Source organism: Saccharopolyspora erythraea (genome assembly GCF_018141105.1).
Classification (GTDB): domain Bacteria; phylum Actinomycetota; class Actinomycetes; order Mycobacteriales; family Pseudonocardiaceae; genus Saccharopolyspora_D; species Saccharopolyspora_D erythraea_A.
This window is the reverse complement of the sequence record NZ_CP054839.1, coordinates 7229351-7247737: the sequence shown is the minus strand read 5'-3', so window position 1 is coordinate 7247737 and position 18387 is coordinate 7229351. Positions and strand designations below refer to the sequence as shown.

12 protein-coding genes are annotated in these 18387 nt (G+C 70.6%); 10 read left to right on the top strand and 2 right to left on the bottom strand.

Annotation, left to right across the window (positions count from 1 at the left end; genetic code table 11):
* Positions 1-54: 54 nt before the first annotated feature.
* Positions 55-1587, top strand: coding sequence for an amino acid permease (locus HUO13_RS32365; protein ID WP_211898705.1), 1533 nt, complete (start codon positions 55-57; stop codon positions 1585-1587).
* Between the two features lie 800 nt (positions 1588-2387).
* On the opposite strand, the gene HUO13_RS32360 is transcribed toward HUO13_RS32365, so the two are convergent.
* Entirely contained in the window at positions 2388-5246 is a 2859-nt protein-coding gene (locus HUO13_RS32360; protein ID WP_211898704.1) for a hypothetical protein, read from the bottom strand.
* Between the two features lie 225 nt (positions 5247-5471).
* Here HUO13_RS32360 and ahcY point away from each other — a divergent pair, with 225 nt between their 5' ends.
* Complete coding sequence (ahcY, locus tag HUO13_RS32355) at positions 5472-6935, top strand: adenosylhomocysteinase (RefSeq protein ID WP_211898703.1); 1464 nt, start codon at positions 5472-5474, stop codon at positions 6933-6935.
* Between the two features lie 48 nt (positions 6936-6983).
* On the opposite strand, the gene HUO13_RS32350 is transcribed toward ahcY, so the two are convergent.
* Complete coding sequence (locus HUO13_RS32350) at positions 6984-7457, bottom strand: OsmC family protein (RefSeq protein WP_211898702.1); 474 nt, start codon at positions 7455-7457, stop codon at positions 6984-6986.
* 26 nt (positions 7458-7483) lie between these two features.
* Here HUO13_RS32350 and HUO13_RS32345 point away from each other — a divergent pair, with 26 nt between their 5' ends.
* The 8 genes from HUO13_RS32345 (at position 7484) to secA (ending at position 18386) form a co-directional block, all read left to right on the top strand.
* On the top strand, positions 7484-7672 hold the full coding sequence (locus HUO13_RS32345; protein WP_211898701.1) for a hypothetical protein: 189 nt from the start codon (positions 7484-7486) through the stop codon (positions 7670-7672).
* Between the two features lie 38 nt (positions 7673-7710).
* Positions 7711-8355: a dTMP kinase gene (locus HUO13_RS32340; protein ID WP_211898700.1), complete on the top strand. Its 645-nt coding sequence runs from the start codon at positions 7711-7713 to the stop codon at positions 8353-8355.
* Between the two features lie 345 nt (positions 8356-8700).
* A complete protein-coding gene (gene mtrA / locus HUO13_RS32335; RefSeq protein WP_044548066.1) occupies positions 8701-9378 on the top strand; it encodes an MtrAB system response regulator MtrA in 678 nt (225 codons plus the stop codon).
* Positions 9379-9598: 220 nt separating this feature from the next.
* Positions 9599-11302, top strand: a complete 1704-nt coding sequence (mtrB, locus tag HUO13_RS32330) for an MtrAB system histidine kinase MtrB (protein ID WP_249124232.1) — start codon at positions 9599-9601, stop codon at positions 11300-11302.
* Positions 11299-13017, top strand: coding sequence for an LpqB family beta-propeller domain-containing protein (locus HUO13_RS32325; RefSeq protein ID WP_249124231.1), 1719 nt, complete (start codon positions 11299-11301; stop codon positions 13015-13017). The genes mtrB and HUO13_RS32325 overlap by 4 nt, the downstream gene beginning before the upstream one ends.
* Positions 13018-13420: 403 nt before the next feature.
* The gene (locus HUO13_RS32320) at positions 13421-14314 is read left to right on the top strand and encodes a ComF family protein (RefSeq protein ID WP_211898698.1); all 894 of its coding nucleotides are present in this window, start codon (positions 13421-13423) and stop codon (positions 14312-14314) included.
* Between the two features lie 349 nt (positions 14315-14663).
* Positions 14664-15356, top strand: a complete 693-nt coding sequence (gene hpf, locus HUO13_RS32315; protein ID WP_211898697.1) for a ribosome hibernation-promoting factor, HPF/YfiA family — start codon at positions 14664-14666, stop codon at positions 15354-15356.
* A gap of 168 nt (positions 15357-15524) precedes the next feature.
* Positions 15525-18386, top strand: a complete 2862-nt coding sequence (gene secA, locus HUO13_RS32310) for a preprotein translocase subunit SecA (protein WP_211898696.1) — start codon at positions 15525-15527, stop codon at positions 18384-18386.
* Position 18387 lies beyond the last annotated feature (1 nt).

Sequence of the window (18387 nt, the reverse complement as noted above, 5' to 3'; positions counted from 1 at the left end):
ACACTGCGGCGCTAGGGTGCGACCCACCATTTGGGAAGATTGAGGGAGGCGGCAGTGCCAGGTACTGGGCTGTGGCGAACCAAATCGGTCGAGCAATCGATCTTGGATACCGATGAGCCGGACACCAAGCTCCGAAAGAACCTGGGAGCCTGGGACCTGATCGTCTTCGGCGTGTCCGTCGTCATCGGCGCCGGCATCTTCACGCTCGCCGCGCGCACGGCGGGCGACACGTCCGGGCCTGCGGTCTCGCTGGCGTTCATCATCGCCGCCATCGCCTGCGGGCTGGCCGCGCTCTGCTACGCCGAGTTCGCCTCGACGGTGCCGGTGGCGGGCAGCGCCTACACGTACTCCTACGCCACCTTCGGCGAGTTCATCGCCTGGATCATCGGCTGGGACCTCGTGCTGGAGTTCGCGGTCGCCGCGGCCGCCGTCGGCAAGGGCTGGTCGACCTACCTGCAGGAAGTGCTGAGCCTGATCGGGCTCGACATCCCCACGGTGTTCCCGCTGGGGCCGTTGCAGTTCGACTGGGGCGCGGTGCTGCTGGCGGTCGTGCTGACCACCCTGCTCGCCCTCGGCACCAAGCTGTCGGCGCGGGTCAGCCTGGTGATCACCGCGATCAAGGTCGCGGTGGTGCTGCTGGTCATCGTGGTCGGCGCCGCGTTCATCAAGGCCGCGAACTACACCCCGTTCATCCCGCCGGCGCAGGGTGCCGAGGAGAGCGGTCCGGCGCTGGAGCAGTCGCTGCTCTCGCTCATCCTCGGCGGCGAGACCAGCAACTTCGGCATCTTCGGCCTGCTGGCCGGTGCGTCGCTGGTGTTCTTCGCGTTCATCGGCTTCGACGTCGTGGCGACCACCGCTGAGGAGACCCGCAACCCGCAGCGGGACGCGCCGCGGGGCATCTTCGGCTCGCTGGCGATCGTCACCGTGCTGTACGTCGCGGTCGCGTTCGTGGTGACCGGCATGGCGAAGTACACCGACCTGTCGACCAAGCCCGACGGCAGCCGGTCGACCCTGGCCACCGCGTTCTCGCTGAACGGCGTGGACTGGGCCGCGGCGATCATCTCGGTCGGTGCGCTGGCCGGTCTGACCACCGTGGTGATGGTCATGCTGCTGGGGCAGATCCGAATCCTGTTCGCGATGTCCCGCGACGGCCTCGTGCCGCGCGCCCTGTCCAAGACCGACCCCAAGAAGGGCACTCCGGTCCGCGCGACCGTGCTGGTCGGTGCCGTCGTCGTGGTGGCCTCCGGCTTCTTCCCGGCCGACAAGCTGGAGGAGATGGTCAACGTCGGCACGCTGTTCGCGTTCGTGCTGGTCTCCGCCGGTGTGATCGTGCTGCGCAAGACCCGGCCCGACCTGCCGCGCGGCTTCAAGGCGCCGATGGTGCCGCTGGTGCCGATCCTGGCGATCATCGCCTGCGTCTGGCTGATGCTGAACCTCACCGCCCTGACCTGGGTCCGGTTCGTGGTCTGGATGGCCGCCGGTGTGGTCGTCTACTTCATGTACGGACGCAGCCACTCCAGGCTCGGCAGGGGCGAGCTGGCCGAGGTGCCCTCCGGTGGTGCCGGAGGCAAGGGGCCCAACGCCTAGCACCGGCGCTCACTGGAGCGTCATCGCTCCGGTGTCCCGGCTCGACTCGAAGCGGCGCCATCCTTCGGGATGGCGCCGCTTTCGTGTTCGGGGTGAGGGCCTTGTTCGCTGTTATCGAACAGGTGTTCACTCCGATGAGTGATGATTACCGCTGGTCAGCTCGGAATCATGAACTCATGCGACCTCGCCAGCACCACATGACCACTCCTAGCCAGGCCCGCACCGACCTCTCGGCGCAGTACGCCGCAGTCCCAGCGCGACTCGCCGTCCCGGTGTGGCCAACGCCGCCGAGGGCGACCTCGAAGCCACGGACGTACCCCGCACTGCCAGCCGTAGCGAGTCTCAGTCCTCCCTGTGACGGCCTGACCAGCCCGCCGTGCGTCGCTGCCCCGGCCCGGCCCCTTTCCGCCGGGTCGGCTGCCCGCTACAGCCCTGAACGCCACCGCGAGCACTCGTCGCCACTGCGAGCCGTCGTCGGCGACCTGCGTACCTGGCTGGCCACTGCGAGACACGGATGGCGCCTGCACCTGCCCGGGCGGCAGTCAGCCCGCGCCTGTCGTTGCGGACAACGATCCGGGAGCTCGGCGGCCTTTGCCGGCCGCTGCGAGCGCTTGACGGTGTCCGTAGCGCCGCTGGGCTCGCCCGGCCGCCCACTACCGCCCAAGCCGTCTGCGACCTGCCCAGGAGAGCCTTCCGGGCCAGCCATGGGTATCGGGCAGCGCGCCCCTCTTCCGCGTGCCCAGCGCCGTTTCGACGCGGGCCTCGCCGCCCTCGGGCGGGTCGTCCGCTCTCGAGAAACCTCACCGCTCCGCGGAGGAGGAGCGCAACGCCAGGCCCCGCTCCCAGGGCGCCGTGCGCCCGCGTGGCTCGGTGATCTCGGGCAGCACGCTCTGCTCGGCGCGGGAGGAGTCGTCGGCATGCTCGGCCGCCTCCGACGGCTTGCCATTGGCAGTGGACTCGCTCTGCGACGTCTCCGTGGCGCCGCCCGAATCACCTTCGGCTCCCGTCCAGGTACCCGAGCCGGCTCCGGTCGCCGTCCCGTTCTCGGACCCCGACTTCGACTCCTCGGCAGCCTCCGCTTCGTTCCAGACCCTGGTTCGCTCGTCGACTCCGGGTCCGTTGCCCGCCGGCGACTCCGCGCCTGCCTCCGCCTCGGCGTCCGTGCTTGCCGTGGCGATCGAGGCCGCGCGCTCGCCCCGCCCCGTGATCACGAGTGTGAGCGACCCGCCGTCGCCCCCCTGCGCGTGTACCCCCTGCGCGTCGGCGACCTCCGACCCGGCGGCGGTCGGCCCGGACGCCTTCGAAGCACTCGGCGTCGATGTGGTCGTCGGTGTGATCAGCGGCAACGCCGCGGCGCGCGTCGGGGCCTCCAGGCCGGCGGCCATGGCCACGGCGCGGTCCCACTCCGGGTCACCGCTGTAGTCGGTGTGCCCGAGCACGCCGGGTACCCACCGGCGGAAGGAGAACGGACCGCGCTGCGGGTCCGGCAGCCAGTGGTCGCCACCGAGGACGAGCGCACCTGTCGGGCCCCGCGTGGCCGCGGGCAGCGGCCCGGCGGTGCCGTCGGTGCGGAACCCGACACCGATCAGCATGCCGTCGAACACCTGGCGGTTCCAGGTGCTCACGGCGCCGCCGATCGAGTCCGTGCCCCTGCACAGCGAACGCCACCGGCCGCCGAGGGATCCGGACAGGTCGCGAAGCGAGTCGTGCGGCACCACGCCCGGGAACGCCCGGGGGTAGGCCCACTGCAACTGCGAACCGGCGGTCACCAGGCCGACGCGCTCGCGGTCCTCCTCGGGCAGCGACTCCATGAGCCGCGCGGTGGCGACCGCCGCGAGCAGGCTGCCCTGGCTGTGACCGACCAGCACCACCCTGGTGTTGGGGTCGGCGAGGTGCTCGGTGGCGCGCGCGGCAAGCTCGGGGATGACCTTCAGCGCGTAGCACGGCGGAACGACCGGGTGCGCTTCGCGTGGCCAGAAGAGCGTGAGGTCGCAAAGGATTCCGAGGTAGCGGGCGGTCTTCCGCTCGGTGGCGGCCAGGAAGACCATGCGCAGCAGCCCGATCGCGAGCGCGGCCAGCGTCGCCACGCCGAGCGCGATCAGCCAGTTCGACCACGCGGTCCGCGGAAGTCCGAAATACCGCAACAGCATCGTGAGAGCGGTGCAGGCGGTGAGCACACCGGCGATCACGAGGAGAGCCCGGTGGACGTTGCGACGTTGCAGGTCGGCCAGCCGCCACGCGGCCGCCGCGGACTTCTGGTCCTGCTGGCGTCCGGCGTGCAGCAGCGCCACCTCGTCGGGCACCGGTCCCTCCGTCTGGGCTGCCCGCCAGTTCCGGACCAGCACGTACGGCACGAGCACGATGCCCACCGCGATCAGCAGCGCGGCCGCGGTGCCCCAGAAGATCGCCAGGTCGTCGTAGGCCGCGGGCAGCAGCAGGCTGGAATCGCCCAGCGCCTGCCTGATGCTGAGCGCGAGTCCGGCGCCGAAGCCGCTGCCCAGCAGGCACGCGATCATCAGCATCGGCGCGGCCATCCAGCCGCCCGCCCAGGGGCGCAGCTGCGCCGGCACCTGCTTCCACCCCGAGCGGGCCAGCAACGCGGCCGGCACGAGCAGCACCGCGACCACGATGCACGTCGTCACCATCAGCGCGGTGATCGCGTCGATGGTGCCGCCCGAGCCGGGCAGCGCGCTGCTCAGCGAGCCGGGGAAGACCACGACACTGAGCAGCACCAGCCCGGAGACCGACATCAGCGTGCGTCGCGGACCGCGGTGCAGGGCGGCGCGGAACGCCTGGCCGCGCCGGTGCGAGTTGGAACCGGTGGGGTCGTCCATGACCAGCACGCCGACCACGGAGAACACGATGAGCGCGGCGGAGATCAGCCAGCGCGGGTCAAGCGCCCAGCCGGACGGACCGCCGAGCGCGAGGAACGCCACAATGGACAGTGCTCCCGCGACGTGCAGAGCCCGCAGCGCGGCGGTGTCGGGGTCGGAGACCACGTTCGAGCCGGGCAGGATAGGCGCGGTCGCGGAGTGGTGCGTGCCTTCCGATCGCCCTGCCGAGACGTGCCAAGACACCGACGAGAGCCGGTGCATGAGCAGCACCACGAGCGCGACGGGCAGCAGCCCCACCGCGGCGCGCAGCACGTCCAGCTCCCGGACGGTGTCGGGCACGAAGCCCAGGCAACCGGAGTCCGGGCGCAGGCACTGAGCCGCGAGCAGGTCCAGGCCCACCACCGCCAGCTGCGCCACCATCAGCATCGTCAGCAGCAGCGCCGAAAGCCGCAGCAGGGCGCGCAGCACCCCCGAGAGCCCGCGGCTCAACACGTTGCCGCGCCCCGGCGAGGGCAGCATCCAGTGCGCCACGTTGGCCAGGGCGAACGGGAACAGCAGCGCCCACGTCGCCTTGCCCCAGCCGCCCGAGGTCATGCCGCCCCAGACATAGCCCTCGACGACCCGGGGCACCGTGCGTTCCCCCGCCGAGAGCATCGGCCCGGGAACCGGGCGGCGGAGCCGGTCGGCCGGCCGGACGATGCGCCCGACGCCGTCGCCCGCGACGTCCACCGACGCCACCGAGTCGGTCAGCGCGTCTCCGGTGGTGCCGAGGATTCCGTGCACCCGCAGTTCGACGACCCGGGTGTCGGGACCGGGAACCCGCACAGCACCTCCCGGCTCGGTTGCCTGTCGATCACGTGCTGGTCGATTCTCCATCGCAGATCCCACTCCTGGCGACCCCTTCGCGCCTCGCATTGTGGTCGCCCGAACGTCCCGGTGTCCCGGAATCGGCCGAGCCGGCGGTGCCCGATCGTTTCGCCGAGCGACCGCGCCGACACTCTCGGTAGGCTCGTTATACCGCCAGCACCCCCTGTGAGGAGTACTCGGACGATGAACGACGAACGTCTTCAGGTCCGCAACGGTATCGAGTTCGCGATCGCCGATCCGGGTGCGGCCACCGCCGGGCGCCACCAGATCCGCCTCGCCGAGCACGAGATGCCGGGTCTGATGGCGTTGCGCCGGGAGTACGCCGAGGTCTTCCCGCTGCGCGGGGCGCGCATCTCCGGGTCGCTGCACATGACGGTGCAGACCGCCGTGCTGATCGAGACCCTGGTCGCGCTCGGGGCCGAGGTGCGCTGGGCCTCCTGCAACATCTTCTCCACCGACGACTCGGCCGCGGCGGCCGTCGTCGTCGGCCCGCACGGCACACCGGAGGATCCCAGGGGCGTTCCGGTCTTCGCCTGGAAGGGCGAGACGCTGGAGGAGTACTGGTGGTGCACCGAGCGGATGCTCACCTGGCCGGACGAGGCCGGACCCAACATGATCCTCGACGACGGCGGCGACGCGACTCTGCTGGTGCACAAGGGAGTCCAGTACGAGCGCGCCGGCGTGGTGCCGAACCCCTCCGACGACGACCCGGACGAGTTCAAGGTGATCCTGGAGACGCTGCGGGCGTCGCTGGCCGTGGACGCCACCAAGTGGACGCGGACCGCCGAGCGGATCCGCGGCGTCACCGAGGAGACGACGACCGGGGTCAACCGGCTCTACCAGCTCGCGGCGCAGGGCGAGCTGCTCTTCCCGGCCATCAACGTCAACGACTCGGTCACCAAGTCGAAGTTCGACAACAAGTACGGCATCCGGCACTCGCTGATCGACGGGATCAACCGCGCCACCGACGTCCTGGTGGGCGGGAAGGTCGCGGTGGTCTGCGGGTACGGCGACGTCGGCAAGGGCTCGGCGGAGTCGCTGCGCGGGCAGCGCGCGCGGGTGATCATCACCGAGGTCGACCCGATCAACGCGTTGCAGGCACTGCTCGACGGCTACGAGGTCGCCCGGCTCGAGAGCGTCATTGCTAAGGCCGACATCCTGATCACCGCCACCGGCAACAAGGACGTCGTCACCGTCGACCACATGCGCCGGATGAAGCACCAGGCCGTCCTGGGCAACGTCGGCCACTTCGACAACGAGATCGACATGGCCGGTCTGGAGCGGGTCGACGGGGTGCGCCGCATCAGCATCAAGCCGCAGGTGGACGAGTGGGTCTTCCGCGACGGCAAGTCCATCATCGTGCTTTCCGAAGGCAGGTTGCTCAACCTGGGCAACGCCACCGGCCACCCGAGCTTCGTGATGTCCAATTCCTTCTCCAACCAGACCATCGCGCAGATCGAGCTGTTCACCAAGTACCGGGAGTACGACCGGGAGGTCTACCGGCTGCCGAAGGCCCTGGACGAGAAGGTCGCCCGCATCCACGTCGAAGCGCTCGGCGGGGAGCTGACGCGGCTCAGCAAGGACCAGGCGGAGTACATCGGCGTGGACGTCGAAGGTCCGTACAAACCGGACCACTACCGGTACTGAACGCACCGGCGCGTTCGGCCGGGCGCCCGAAGATCGGCTCGAGCGGGGTCAGCCCGCGACGCTGATCTGCGGCTCGTGGCGGACCGGGAAGTTCACCGAGTTCGCGATGAAGCACTTCGCGTGCGCCTGCTCGTGCAACTCGGCGGCCTTGGACAGCATCGACTCGGCAGAGACGGTCACCTGCGGACGCAGTACCACCTCGGTGAAGCGCCCGCCGCGCTCGCGGTCCTCGACCATCGTCCCGCTCGCCTCGTCGCGGTAGCTCGTGACGACCACACCGGCGGCGCTGCACAGCGCGAGGTACCAGAGCAGGTGGCATTCCGACAGCGAGGCGACCAGCAGGTCCTCCGGGTTGTGGCGAGCGGGGTCGCCGCGGAACGCGGGGTCTGCCGAGCCCGCCAGCCGCGGCTTGCCCGGGACCTCCACGTCGTGGTCGCGGCTGTAACCGCGGTAGGAGGCGGTGCCGTCACCGGTGTTGCCGGTCCAGGTCACGGTCGTGGCATAGGAGTGCGTCTTCGCCATACACGTTGTATACAGCAAATCATCCGGTGGCAGAAGTGAATTCCGGCCCATGTCCGACCTGGGATGCGACCGCCGTCCGCGGGTCCGGTCTGAACACCGGTCCGACCCCGCACCAGGTCGCCCGTCCCGCCGCCGCGCGGCTGCACATCGCCCAGCCGCCGCTGAGCGCGCAGCTGCACAAGCTGGAGACCAAGCAAGTGTCGGGGCCCAGGTAGGTGACGGGCGGTCGAGCGCCTCGGCTACCGTTTCCGGCGTGGGGCGGCTGATCGTGATCGAAGGACTGGACGGCGCGGGCAAGCGCACTCTCGCCGACGGGCTCACGGCGGAACTCTCCCGTCGCGGGCGGTCCGTTACCCGTGTCGCGTTCCCGCGCTACGACGCCGACGTCCACGCCGAGCTGGTGGCCGAGGCGCTCCGCGGCGGCCACGGCGACCTCGGCGACTCGGTCCACGGCATGGCCGTCCTCTACGCGCTGGACCGCCGCGGCGCGGCGGACGCGCTGCGCGCCGACATCGAGGCGCACGACGTCGTGCTGCTCGACCGCTACGTCGCCTCCAACGCCGCCTACGGCGCGGCGCGACTCCACCAGGACGCCCAGGGCGACTTCGTCGCCTGGACCGAGGAGCTGGAGATCAAGCGCTTCGCGCTTCCCCGTCCGGACCTGCAGCTGCTGCTCCAGGTGCCCACGGAGGTCGCGGCCAGTCGCGCAGCGCACCGGGAGCGCACGGAGGAGGAACGGCAGCGCGACAACTTCGAGTCCGACGCCTCGCTCCAGGAACGCTGCGGAGAGGTCTACGCGCAACTCGCCGAGCAGAACTGGTGGTCGCCTTGGCGGGTCGTCAGCGGCGTGGGACAGGTCGACTTCTCCGACCTGGCCGACCTCGTCCTGGCCGCGTGACCACGACGCGCCGAGTCGGTGAGCACGGACGCTGACCTGGGGAGAACGAATGCTCTGACGCGGTGGCCACCGGCTCGCTGACGCCGCCGCCCCGCACCGCGACCCGGGCCCGGAACGCCTCTCACGCCGTCCCGCGCTGTCCCGCCGGACCGCCACGGCAGCCGCCGCGACCGCCAACCAGCCCTCCCGGGCCCGGCTCGTTGCCCCGCAAGCCGATCCGTGCGGTTGATCAATGCTCCTTTCGGCGGTACCGGACGCCGGGCCGGCGTGTCCGAGGCGGCGACCTGCGGGGATGTTTAGCGGGCGGTGCACGGCTGGGTAGTGAGAAGTGCAACCATGTGGGGCATGAAGGCACGCGTGCTCGTGGTGGACGACGATCCGGCCCTGGCCGAAATGCTGACCATCGTGCTCCGGGGCGAGGGTTTCGAGACCGCCGTCGTCAGCGACGGCACCAAGGCCATGCCTGCCCTGCGGGAACTCAAACCCGACCTGGTGCTGCTCGACCTGATGCTGCCGGGCATGAACGGCATCGACGTCTGCAAGGCCATCCGCACCGAGTCCGTCGTGCCGATCGTGATGCTGACCGCCAAGAGCGACACCGTCGACGTCGTGCTGGGCCTGGAGTCCGGTGCCGACGACTACGTCGTCAAGCCGTTCAAGCCGAAGGAGCTGGTCGCCCGGCTGCGCGCCCGCCTGCGCCGCACCGACGCCGAGCCCGCCGAGGTGCTCTCGATCGGCGACCTGACCATCGACGTCCCGGGGCACGAGGTGACCCGCGACGGCCAGCCGATCGCGCTGACTCCGCTGGAGTTCGACCTGCTGGTGGCCCTGGCCCGCAAACCGCGCCAGGTGTTCACCCGCGAGGTCCTGCTGGAGCAGGTCTGGGGCTACCGCCACGCGGCCGACACCCGGCTGGTCAACGTCCACGTCCAGCGCCTGCGCTCCAAGGTGGAGCGCGACCCGGAGCGGCCCGAGGTGGTGCTCACGGTTCGCGGCGTCGGCTACAAGGCCGGCCCGCCGTGATCGGCGTCGCTCCGCGACGCGCGTTGCCGCACGCCATCGGCGTGGCTGCGCGCGGTGGGGCACAGGACTTCGGCGCGGTACCCGGTGAACGGTCCCCGGGTGTCCGCGCGTTCGGCATCTCCGAGCCGGGGCGTCGCGGCCCGGTCGCGACCCCCGACTCGTGCTCGCGGGGACGGTCGGCGTGAGTGCTTGGGCGCTTCGCAGCCGAACGGCGCGGCGGATGGCCGCTCGCGCCCGCCACGAGTTCCGCCAGCGCTGGCACAGCTTCGAGCGGATGTGGCGGCGCTCGATGCAGTTGCGGGTGGTGGTCAGCACCCTCGCGCTGTCGTCGGCGGTCGTGTTCGCGCTGGGCATGCTGCTGCAGACGCAGATCGCCTACCAGATCGTGGAGGCCAAGAAGGCCGCGGCGATCGCGCAGCTCGAGTACAGCCTGCCCATCCTCGAACGCGAGCTGACCGCCGTCGACCCGAACTCCGAGCGCGTGTCGGAGCAGCTGGAGGCGGCGCTCAACCGGCTGACCACCACGGTCTCCGGGCAGTCGACCAACGAGACCGTCAAGAGCGCGTTCGACCCCGTCCTGATCGACGGCCACGCACCGACCGGCGACTACCAGCCGTCGGCCGGCCCCGTGCGGGACGTGCCGGTGCAGCTGCGGCGGTTCGTCGAGCGCGGGCAGCTCACCACCATGATCACCACGGTGCCGCGCCGCTACGAGCGGGTCACGATGCTCGCGGTGGGCACCCCGGTCGGCAGCTCGACCCGGCCGTTGCAGGTCTACCTGCTGTTCCCGCTGACCGCCGAGCAGCAGACCCTCGCGCTCGTGCAGAGCACGCTGTTCCTCGGCGGCTCGGTGCTGCTCGTGCTGCTGGGCGCCATCACGAACCTGGTCACCCGCCAGGTCGTGCGGCCGGTCCGCCAGGCCGCGCAGATCGCCGAGCGGCTGGCCAACGGCGACCTCGACAAACGCATGCGGGTCATCGGCGAGGACGACGTGTCCAGGCTCGCCGAGTCGTTCAACGAGATGGCCGACAGCCTCAAGCAGCAGATCAAGCAGCTGGAGGAGTTCGGGCAGCTCCAGCGGCGCTTCACCTCCGACGTCTCGCACGAGCTGCGGACCCCGCTGACCACGGTGCGGATGGCCGCCGACGTCCTGCACGCCTCGCGGGAGCAGTTCCCGCCGGGACTGTCCCGCTCGACCGAGCTGCTGGTCGACGAGCTCGACCGCTTCGAGTCGCTGCTGGCCGACCTGCTGGAGATCTCGCGGCTGGACGCCGGTGTGGCCGACCTGGCCGCCGAACCGCTGGACATCCCCGAGATCGTGCGCCGCACCGTAGAGTCGCTGCGCCCGATCGCGGTCAGCAGCGGCGTCGAGCTGCGGCTGGACCTGCCGTCCGAGGAGGTCACCACCGTCGCCGACGCCCGCCGGGTGGAGCGGATCGTGCGCAACCTGGTGGCCAACGCGATCGACCACGCCGAGGGCGGGCCGGTGGAGGTGCGCTTCGCCAGCAACGAGCGCGCGGTCGCGGTGATCGTGCGCGACTACGGCGTCGGGCTGCGGCCGGGCGAGGCGGAGCTGGTGTTCACCCGGTTCTGGCGGGCCGACCCGTCGCGCGACCGCAAGACCGGCGGGACCGGGCTGGGCCTGTCGATCAGCTCCGAGGACGCGCGCCTGCACGGCGGGTCTCTGGAGGCGTGGGGCGAGCCGGGCGAGGGCTCGTCGTTCCGGCTGACCTTGCCCCGCGCCCCGGGCGAGGAGATCGACGCCAGCCCGCTGTCGATGCCCGACAGCAGGCGGATCGCCGCGCCGGGCGCGCTGCTGGCCGGGGCCCCCGAGCCGCTGCCGGAGGCTGACGGCGAAGGCGAACCGGAGCCGAGGGACCAGGGCCCGGCGCGGTTGTCGGAGGTCTGGGAGGAGTCGAAGTGACCAGGCGCGTGCTGGCCCTGTTCGTGCTCGTCGTGCTGGCCGTGCCGGCCTGCGCGTCGATCCCGGAGAGTTCCGACCCGGAGGCGGTCAAGCGGGTCGACGAGGCCAACACGACGATGCCGGTGACCCCGCCGCCCGACGGCATCGACTCCCTCGAGCTCGTCCGCCACTTCGTCGACGCCGGCGCCGCGCCGGAGAACGACCGCGCCGCCGCGCGCATGCACCTCTCGCCCGCGGCCGGGCGAGTGTGGGTGCCGCCGCCGGGGATGCTGATCGTCGACCACGTCGACACGATCCCGGCGCCCTCCCCGGTGCCGTTGCCCGACGGGGTGCAGCTGGTGAGCCTGCAGGCCGAGCGGGTCGGCAGGCTGCTCGCGGACCAGTCGTTCGTGCCGGAGTCCGGGGAGTACAACACCCAGGTGCGGGTCGAGCGCCAGGCCAACGGCCAGTGGCGGATCACCAACCCTCCCGTGGAGCTGGTCGTCAGCAAGCCGGCGTTCGAGGTGAACTACCGGCAGGTGCCGGTGTACTTCTTCGACCACGACTGGAGCGGAGTGGTGCCGGACATGCGCTACGTCGTCTCGCAGCCGGCCAGCACGCTGCCGCGCCGGGTGGTCGACCTGCTGATGACCGGGCCGTCGGAGGGGCTGCGCACGTCGCTCAACAACGCGATCCCGGCCCAGGTGCAACCCAAGACCAACGTCAGCGAGACCGCCGACGGGGCGTTGGAGGTCAACCTCAGCAGCGTCGGCGACCTGCCGCACGAGGCGCGGCGCCTGATCGCCGCCCAGATCGTGTTGTCGCTGCAAAGCGTCAGCAACGCGCGCGTCCGGTTGCAGGAGGAAGGGGCTTCCCTGCTGCGCGACGGCAAGGACCTGCGCACGACGGACTTCGTCTCCTACGAGGCCGACAACGCAGGGCGGCCCGACCTGCCGGGGCTGGCCGTGGCCAGCGAGCGCCTGCACGTCCTGGACCAGCGGGCGCAGCCGGTTCCGGGACCCGCCGGATCCGGGGAGTACGAGGTGGTCCGGGCCGCGCAGTCGGCCGACGGCGCGAAGCTCGCGGCGGTGGCGCGCAGCCCGGCCGGAGGCGTCACCCTGCGTGTCGGCCCCTACGGCGGTCAGCTGCCGGAGGTCCAGCTCTCCGGTACGGACATGACGCGGCCGTCGTGGCGGGGACGGTCGGAGCTGTGGACCGTGGTCAACCGGCGCGACATCGTCCGCCTGCTCGACGACGGCGGGCGCTGGGTGCCGACGCTGATCGACGCCCGGGAGTTCGCCGCGGGCAAGGAGATCACCGACCTGCGGCTCTCCCGCGACGGCACCCGGGTCGCGGGGGTGGTCGGCGGCCAGATCATCGTGGCGGGCATCTCCGACGAGGACGGCCACCTGGTGCTGCGACGTCCGACGGTGCTGCCGAGCAGGTCTCCCGACCTGCGCGTCACCGGTGTCGAGTGGCTCAGCAACCGTTCGCTGGTGGCGATCACCGACAGCAACGCGGAACCGGTCCTGGAGTTCTCGTCCGACGGGTTCCAGCGGACGCCCTACGCCTCGGCCAACCTCGTGCAGCCGCCGACCGCGGTGGCGGTCAGCCCGGGCGGGAAGGTCGTGGTCGCCGACCGCAGCGGCCTGTGGGAGGCCGACGACTCGACCGACCTCTGGACGCTGATGCAGAACCCGATCGGCGGCAACTCCCTCCCGTTCTTCCCCGGCTGACACCCGAGCCCCCGCCACAATGCGTCTGCGGCGGAACGCGCCAGGTGCGAAAGGCCCTGCGGCGGAACGTTTCGTGCACACCGCCCGCGCCTGACCCCACGCGGGCAGGAGAGGCTCACCCGCGCCTGACCCCGTCGCGGGGATGGGAGGCCACTCACGCCTGACCCCGTCGCGGGGAGTAGAGGCTCACCCAAACCGCACCCCGTCGCGAGTTGGGACGCTGACCCATGCCGCGTCCCGTCACAGGTTGCTGACCCATGGCCTCGCCCAGTCAGGTTTGGGCCTGTCGCGGACCCACGCCTCGCCCCGTCGCAGGTCGCTGGCCCTTGCCTCACCCTGCCTCGCGTGAGCGTCCCCGACACGCCTCGGTGAGTCCGATCGCGATTCCGGCCATGCTCACCGGATGGCCACCCGACTCCGCGAAGCGCTCTCCAGCCTCGCCGACCTGCTCTTCCCCCTGCACTGCGCCGGCTGCCGTCGCAGAGGTGCCTCCCTGTGCGACGAATGCGCTCGAGACCTCGGAGGTCTCCAGCGGCAGCGACGGCCTCTACTGCCTCCTGCGCCGCCGGCGTACGCGCTGGGCGGCTACCGCGGCAGCACCCGCCGCGCCGTGCTCGCCTACAAGGAGTCCGGGCAGCGGCACCTCGCCGCGCCATTCGGCGAGCGGCTGGCCACCGGGCTGCGCGGAATCGCCGCCCTGCACGGCTGGGAGCCTGCGCACTGCCTGCTCATCCCGGCGCCCTCCCGGCCGATCGCGTCGCGCAGGAGGGGCGGCGCCCACATGACCCGGGTCGCCATGCACATGGCCGAAGCGATGTCCGAACCCACCGGTGCGCCACTCGCCATCGCACCCCACGAAGTGCAGCCGTCCCGCGACCATCCACGAGCCAAGCAGCAACCCAACGCCCACCCGCCCAATGCCCAGTCATCCGATGACCGCTGGTCCGCGGAGGTCGTCGACTGCCTGGTCCTGCGCCGGGGTGTCCGCGACTCCGCCGGGCTCGACTCCGCTGAACGGGTCCGTAACCTGACCGGCGGGGTGCTGGTCCGAACCGGTCGACTTGCGCCCGAAACCCTCCGGGACCGCGGTGACGGCGTCCGGACGGTGCTCGTCGACGACGTCATGACCTCCGGTGCGACCGCCGCGAGCTGTCTGCGCGCGCTGGATTCGTCCGGAATGGCCGTCGATGCCGTTCTCGCGCTCACCGCCACGGCCGGCTGGGACGAACGAGTGGCGCCCCCGGCACCCGGAGGGGCCAGGAACACACGCCGCCGCGCACTCGTTCCCCGGGTGTGAGCTGGCCGAACCGGACCGGGACGAGCGCTCGCGGGGCGCAACGCCGCGAGTGGGCCGAACGGGTGAAACTTCCTGCGAGCATCGCCCGATCGGCTTTTCTCCCGCACGCGTGGCCAGTGCTTCCAACGGTGGCGGCAATCACCCTCGGTGGCCGCTTGACTTCGCCCAACTCGGGGGGTGTCACAAATCGGTAAAGAGAGCTAACGTGCCACCAATCAGCCGTACCCGGGCTGCGGGAAGGAGTGCGAAGCCCATGTCCCTGGCGCCGGAAGTGAGCTGAGATCACCTTTCCGGCGCTCTTCGTGACCGTCGCTCACGGGCGCACGAAATTCGGAAACGGAGGTCGTGAATGGACATCGTCGTCAAGGGTCGCAACGTTGAGGTGCCCGACCACTACCGGCAGCACGTCGACGAGAAGCTGACTCGGCTTGAGCGGTACAGCAAGAAGACCATCCGGGCGGATGTGGAGCTCTTCCACGAACGCAACCCGCGGCAGGCGAAGACCTGCCAGCGCGTCGAGATCACCCTCAAGGGCAAGGGCACACCGGTGCGCGCCGAAGCAGCCGCAGGCGATTTCTACGCCGCTCTCGACGCCGCGACGACCAAGCTCGAAGGGCGCCTCCGCCGGATGTGCGACCGCAGGAAGGTGCACTACGGCCAGCACAACCCGACTTCCGTGGCGCAGGCGACGGCCGCGATGGCCGACCGGACGGTGGTGACCGGGAACTCAGGCGGGAGGACCGCCCTGCTCGAAGCCCCCCAGGAGGAACAGGAGGAGCAGGAGGAGAGCGCCGAGTACACCGCCGAGGTGCCCGAACAGCGCTGGAGCTCCGACGACGGGTACGAGCCGGGACGGATCGTCCGCGAGAAGGAGCACACGGCCGAGCCCATGACGGTCGACCAGGCGCTCTACCAGATGGAGCTCGTCGGTCACGACTTCTACCTCTTCTCCGACGCCGACAGCGGTCGCGCCAGCGTGGTGTACCGCCGGAAGGGATTCGACTACGGAGTGATCAGGCTCGCCGAGTCCCCCACTGGGTGACGGGCGAGTCTGCGCCAACGACGACCCCTCGAGCTGTCCCCCGCGTACCGTGGTTCGCGGGGGACAGCGACGTTCGCGGGGACGTCGAGGTTCTCCGACCAGCTCTAATACGATGACCGCAAAGCGTCCGTGACGGACGCGTCACGATCAGCTAGTGAGGTCGACCGGATGGTCCTGTCCCGACTGCTCCGCGCCGGTGAGGGCAAGATGCTCAAGCGCCTGCGCAGGATCGCGGCGCACATCAACGAGCTTGAAGATGACGTTCTCGCGCTGTCAGATGCCGAGCTGCGGGCCAAGACCGATGAGTTCAAACGTCGGCACGCCGACGGCGAGTCCCTCGACGAGCTGCTGCCCGAAGCGTTCGCGGTCGCGCGTGAGGGCGCGCGGCGCACGCTCGGCCAGCGCCACTTCGACGTCCAGCTGATGGGCGGGGCCGCCCTGCACCTCGGTCAGATCGCCGAGATGAAGACCGGTGAGGGCAAGACGCTGACCTGCGTGCTGCCCGCCTACCTCAACGCGATCGCCGACCGGGGCGTGCACGTGGTCACGGTCAACGATTACCTGGCCAAGCGCGACGCCGACTGGATGGGCCGGGTGCACCGCTTCCTCGGCCTCGAGGTCGGCGCGATCATGGCCGACATGACGCCGGAGCAGCGGCGCCACGCCTACGCGGCCGACATCACCTACGGCACCAACAACGAGTTCGGCTTCGACTACCTCCGCGACAACATGGCGTGGAGCCTCGCCGACTGCGTGCAGCGGGGCCACTTCTTCTCCATCGTCGACGAGGTCGACTCCATCCTGATCGACGAGGCCCGGACGCCGCTGATCATCTCCGGCCCGGCCGACCAGTCCTCGCGCTGGTACCAGGAGTTCGCCCGGCTGGCCCCGATGCTGAAGAAGGACCAGCACTACGAGGTCGACGAGCGCAAGCGCACGGTCGGTGTGACCGAAGACGGCGTCACGATCATCGAGGACCAGCTCGGCATCGAGAACCTCTACGAGGCGGCCAACACCCCGCTGGTCGGCTACCTCAACAACGCGCTGAAGGCCAAGGAGCTCTACAAGCGCGACAAGGACTACATCGTCCGCGACGGCGAGGTCGTCATCGTCGACGAGTTCACCGGCCGCATCCTGCACGGCCGCCGCTACAACGAGGGCATGCACCAGGCGATCGAGGCCAAGGAAGGCGTCGAGATCAAGGCCGAGAACCAGACGCTGGCCACGATCACGCTGCAGAACTACTTCCGCCTCTACGAGAAGCTCGCCGGCATGACCGGTACCGCCGAGACCGAGGCCGCCGAGTTCAACGGCACCTACAAGCTCGGTGTGGTGCAGATCCCGACCAACCGCCCGATGGCCAGGGCCGACCAGCCCGACCTGGTCTACAAGAGCGAGGTCGCCAAGTTCGAGGCGGTCGCCGATGACATCGAGGAGAAGAACCGCAAGGGCCAGCCGGTCCTGGTCGGCACGACCAGCGTCGAGCGCTCCGAGTACCTGGCGAAGCTGCTGGTGAAGAAGGGCGTTCCGCACAACGTGCTCAACGCCAAGTACCACCAGTCGGAGGCCGCGATCATCGCCGAGGCGGGCCGCAAGGGCGCCGTCACGGTGGCGACGAACATGGCCGGCCGCGGTACCGACATCGTGCTCGGCGGCAACGTCGACCACCTCGCCGACGCCGAGCTGCGCAAGCGCGGCCTGGACCCGGTGGACAACCGCGAGGAGTACGAGGCCGCGTGGCCCGCGGTGGTCGAGAAGATCAAGGAGCAGGTCGAGGTCGAGGCCGAGCAGGTCCGCGATCTCGGCGGCCTCTACGTGCTGGGCACCGAGCGCCACGAGTCCCGCCGAATCGACAACCAGCTCCGCGGCCGCTCCGGCCGGCAGGGCGACCCCGGTGAGTCCCGGTTCTACCTCTCGCTCGGCGACGAGCTGATGCGCCGCTTCAACGCCGCGATGGTCGAGACGGTGATGACCCGCCTGAAGGTGCCCGACGACGTGCCGATCGAGCACAAGATGGTCACCCGCGCGATCCGCAGCGCTCAGACCCAGGTCGAGCAGCAGAACATGGAGATCCGCAAGAACGTCCTCAAGTACGACGAGGTCATGAACCAGCAGCGCCGCGTCATCTACGACGAGCGCCGCCGCGTGCTGGAGGGCGAGGACCTGCACGAGCAGGTCAAGCACATGATCCGCGACGTCGTCACCGAGTACGTCAACGCCGCGACGGCCGACGGCTACGCCGAGGACTGGGACTTCGAGAAGCTGTGGTCGGCGCTCAAGACGCTGTACCCGGTCTCGGTCAGCTGGGAGGCCCTGGTCGACAGCGACGAGGACCTGAGCAAGGAGCGGCTACTCGAAGAAGTGCTCGCCGACGCCGAGGCCGCCTACGCCAAGCGCGAGGCCGAGGTGGACGGCAAGGTCGGCCCGGGGGCGATGCGGGAGCTGGAGCGCCGGGTGGTGCTCAGCGTGCTCGACCGCAAGTGGCGCGAGCACCTCTACGAGATGGACTACCTCAAGGAGGGCATCGGTCTGCGGGCCATGGCCCAGCGCGACCCGCTGGTGGAGTACCGGCGGGAGGGCTTCGACATGTTCCACGCGATGCTCGACGCGCTGAAGGAGGAGTCGGTCGGCTTCCTGTTCAACGTGCAGGTCGAAGCCGCCGAGCCGGAGCCAGCACCCGAGCAGCCTTCCGTGCCGGTGTCGGTCAGCCGGTCCGCGGAGCCGACCCCCGACCTGCAGGCGGCCGCGGAGGCCGCTGCGGCGCAGCCGCAGGTCAAGCGCGCGAAGCAGACGTCGGCGGGCCCTGCGCTCAGCCAGCTTCCCGGCACCACCACGCAGGCCCCGTCGCCGCTGCGCGGAAAGGGCCTCGACGCCCCGGAGAAGCAGCGGCTGAACTACTCCGGCCCGACGGAGCAGGGTGGCGTCCAGACCACCAGCGAGTCCGCCGGTGAGCAGGGCAACGGCACGAGCAGCCGGCGCGAGCGCCGCGCGGCGGCGCGTGCGGAGGCGAAGAAGAACAAGCGGCGCTGAG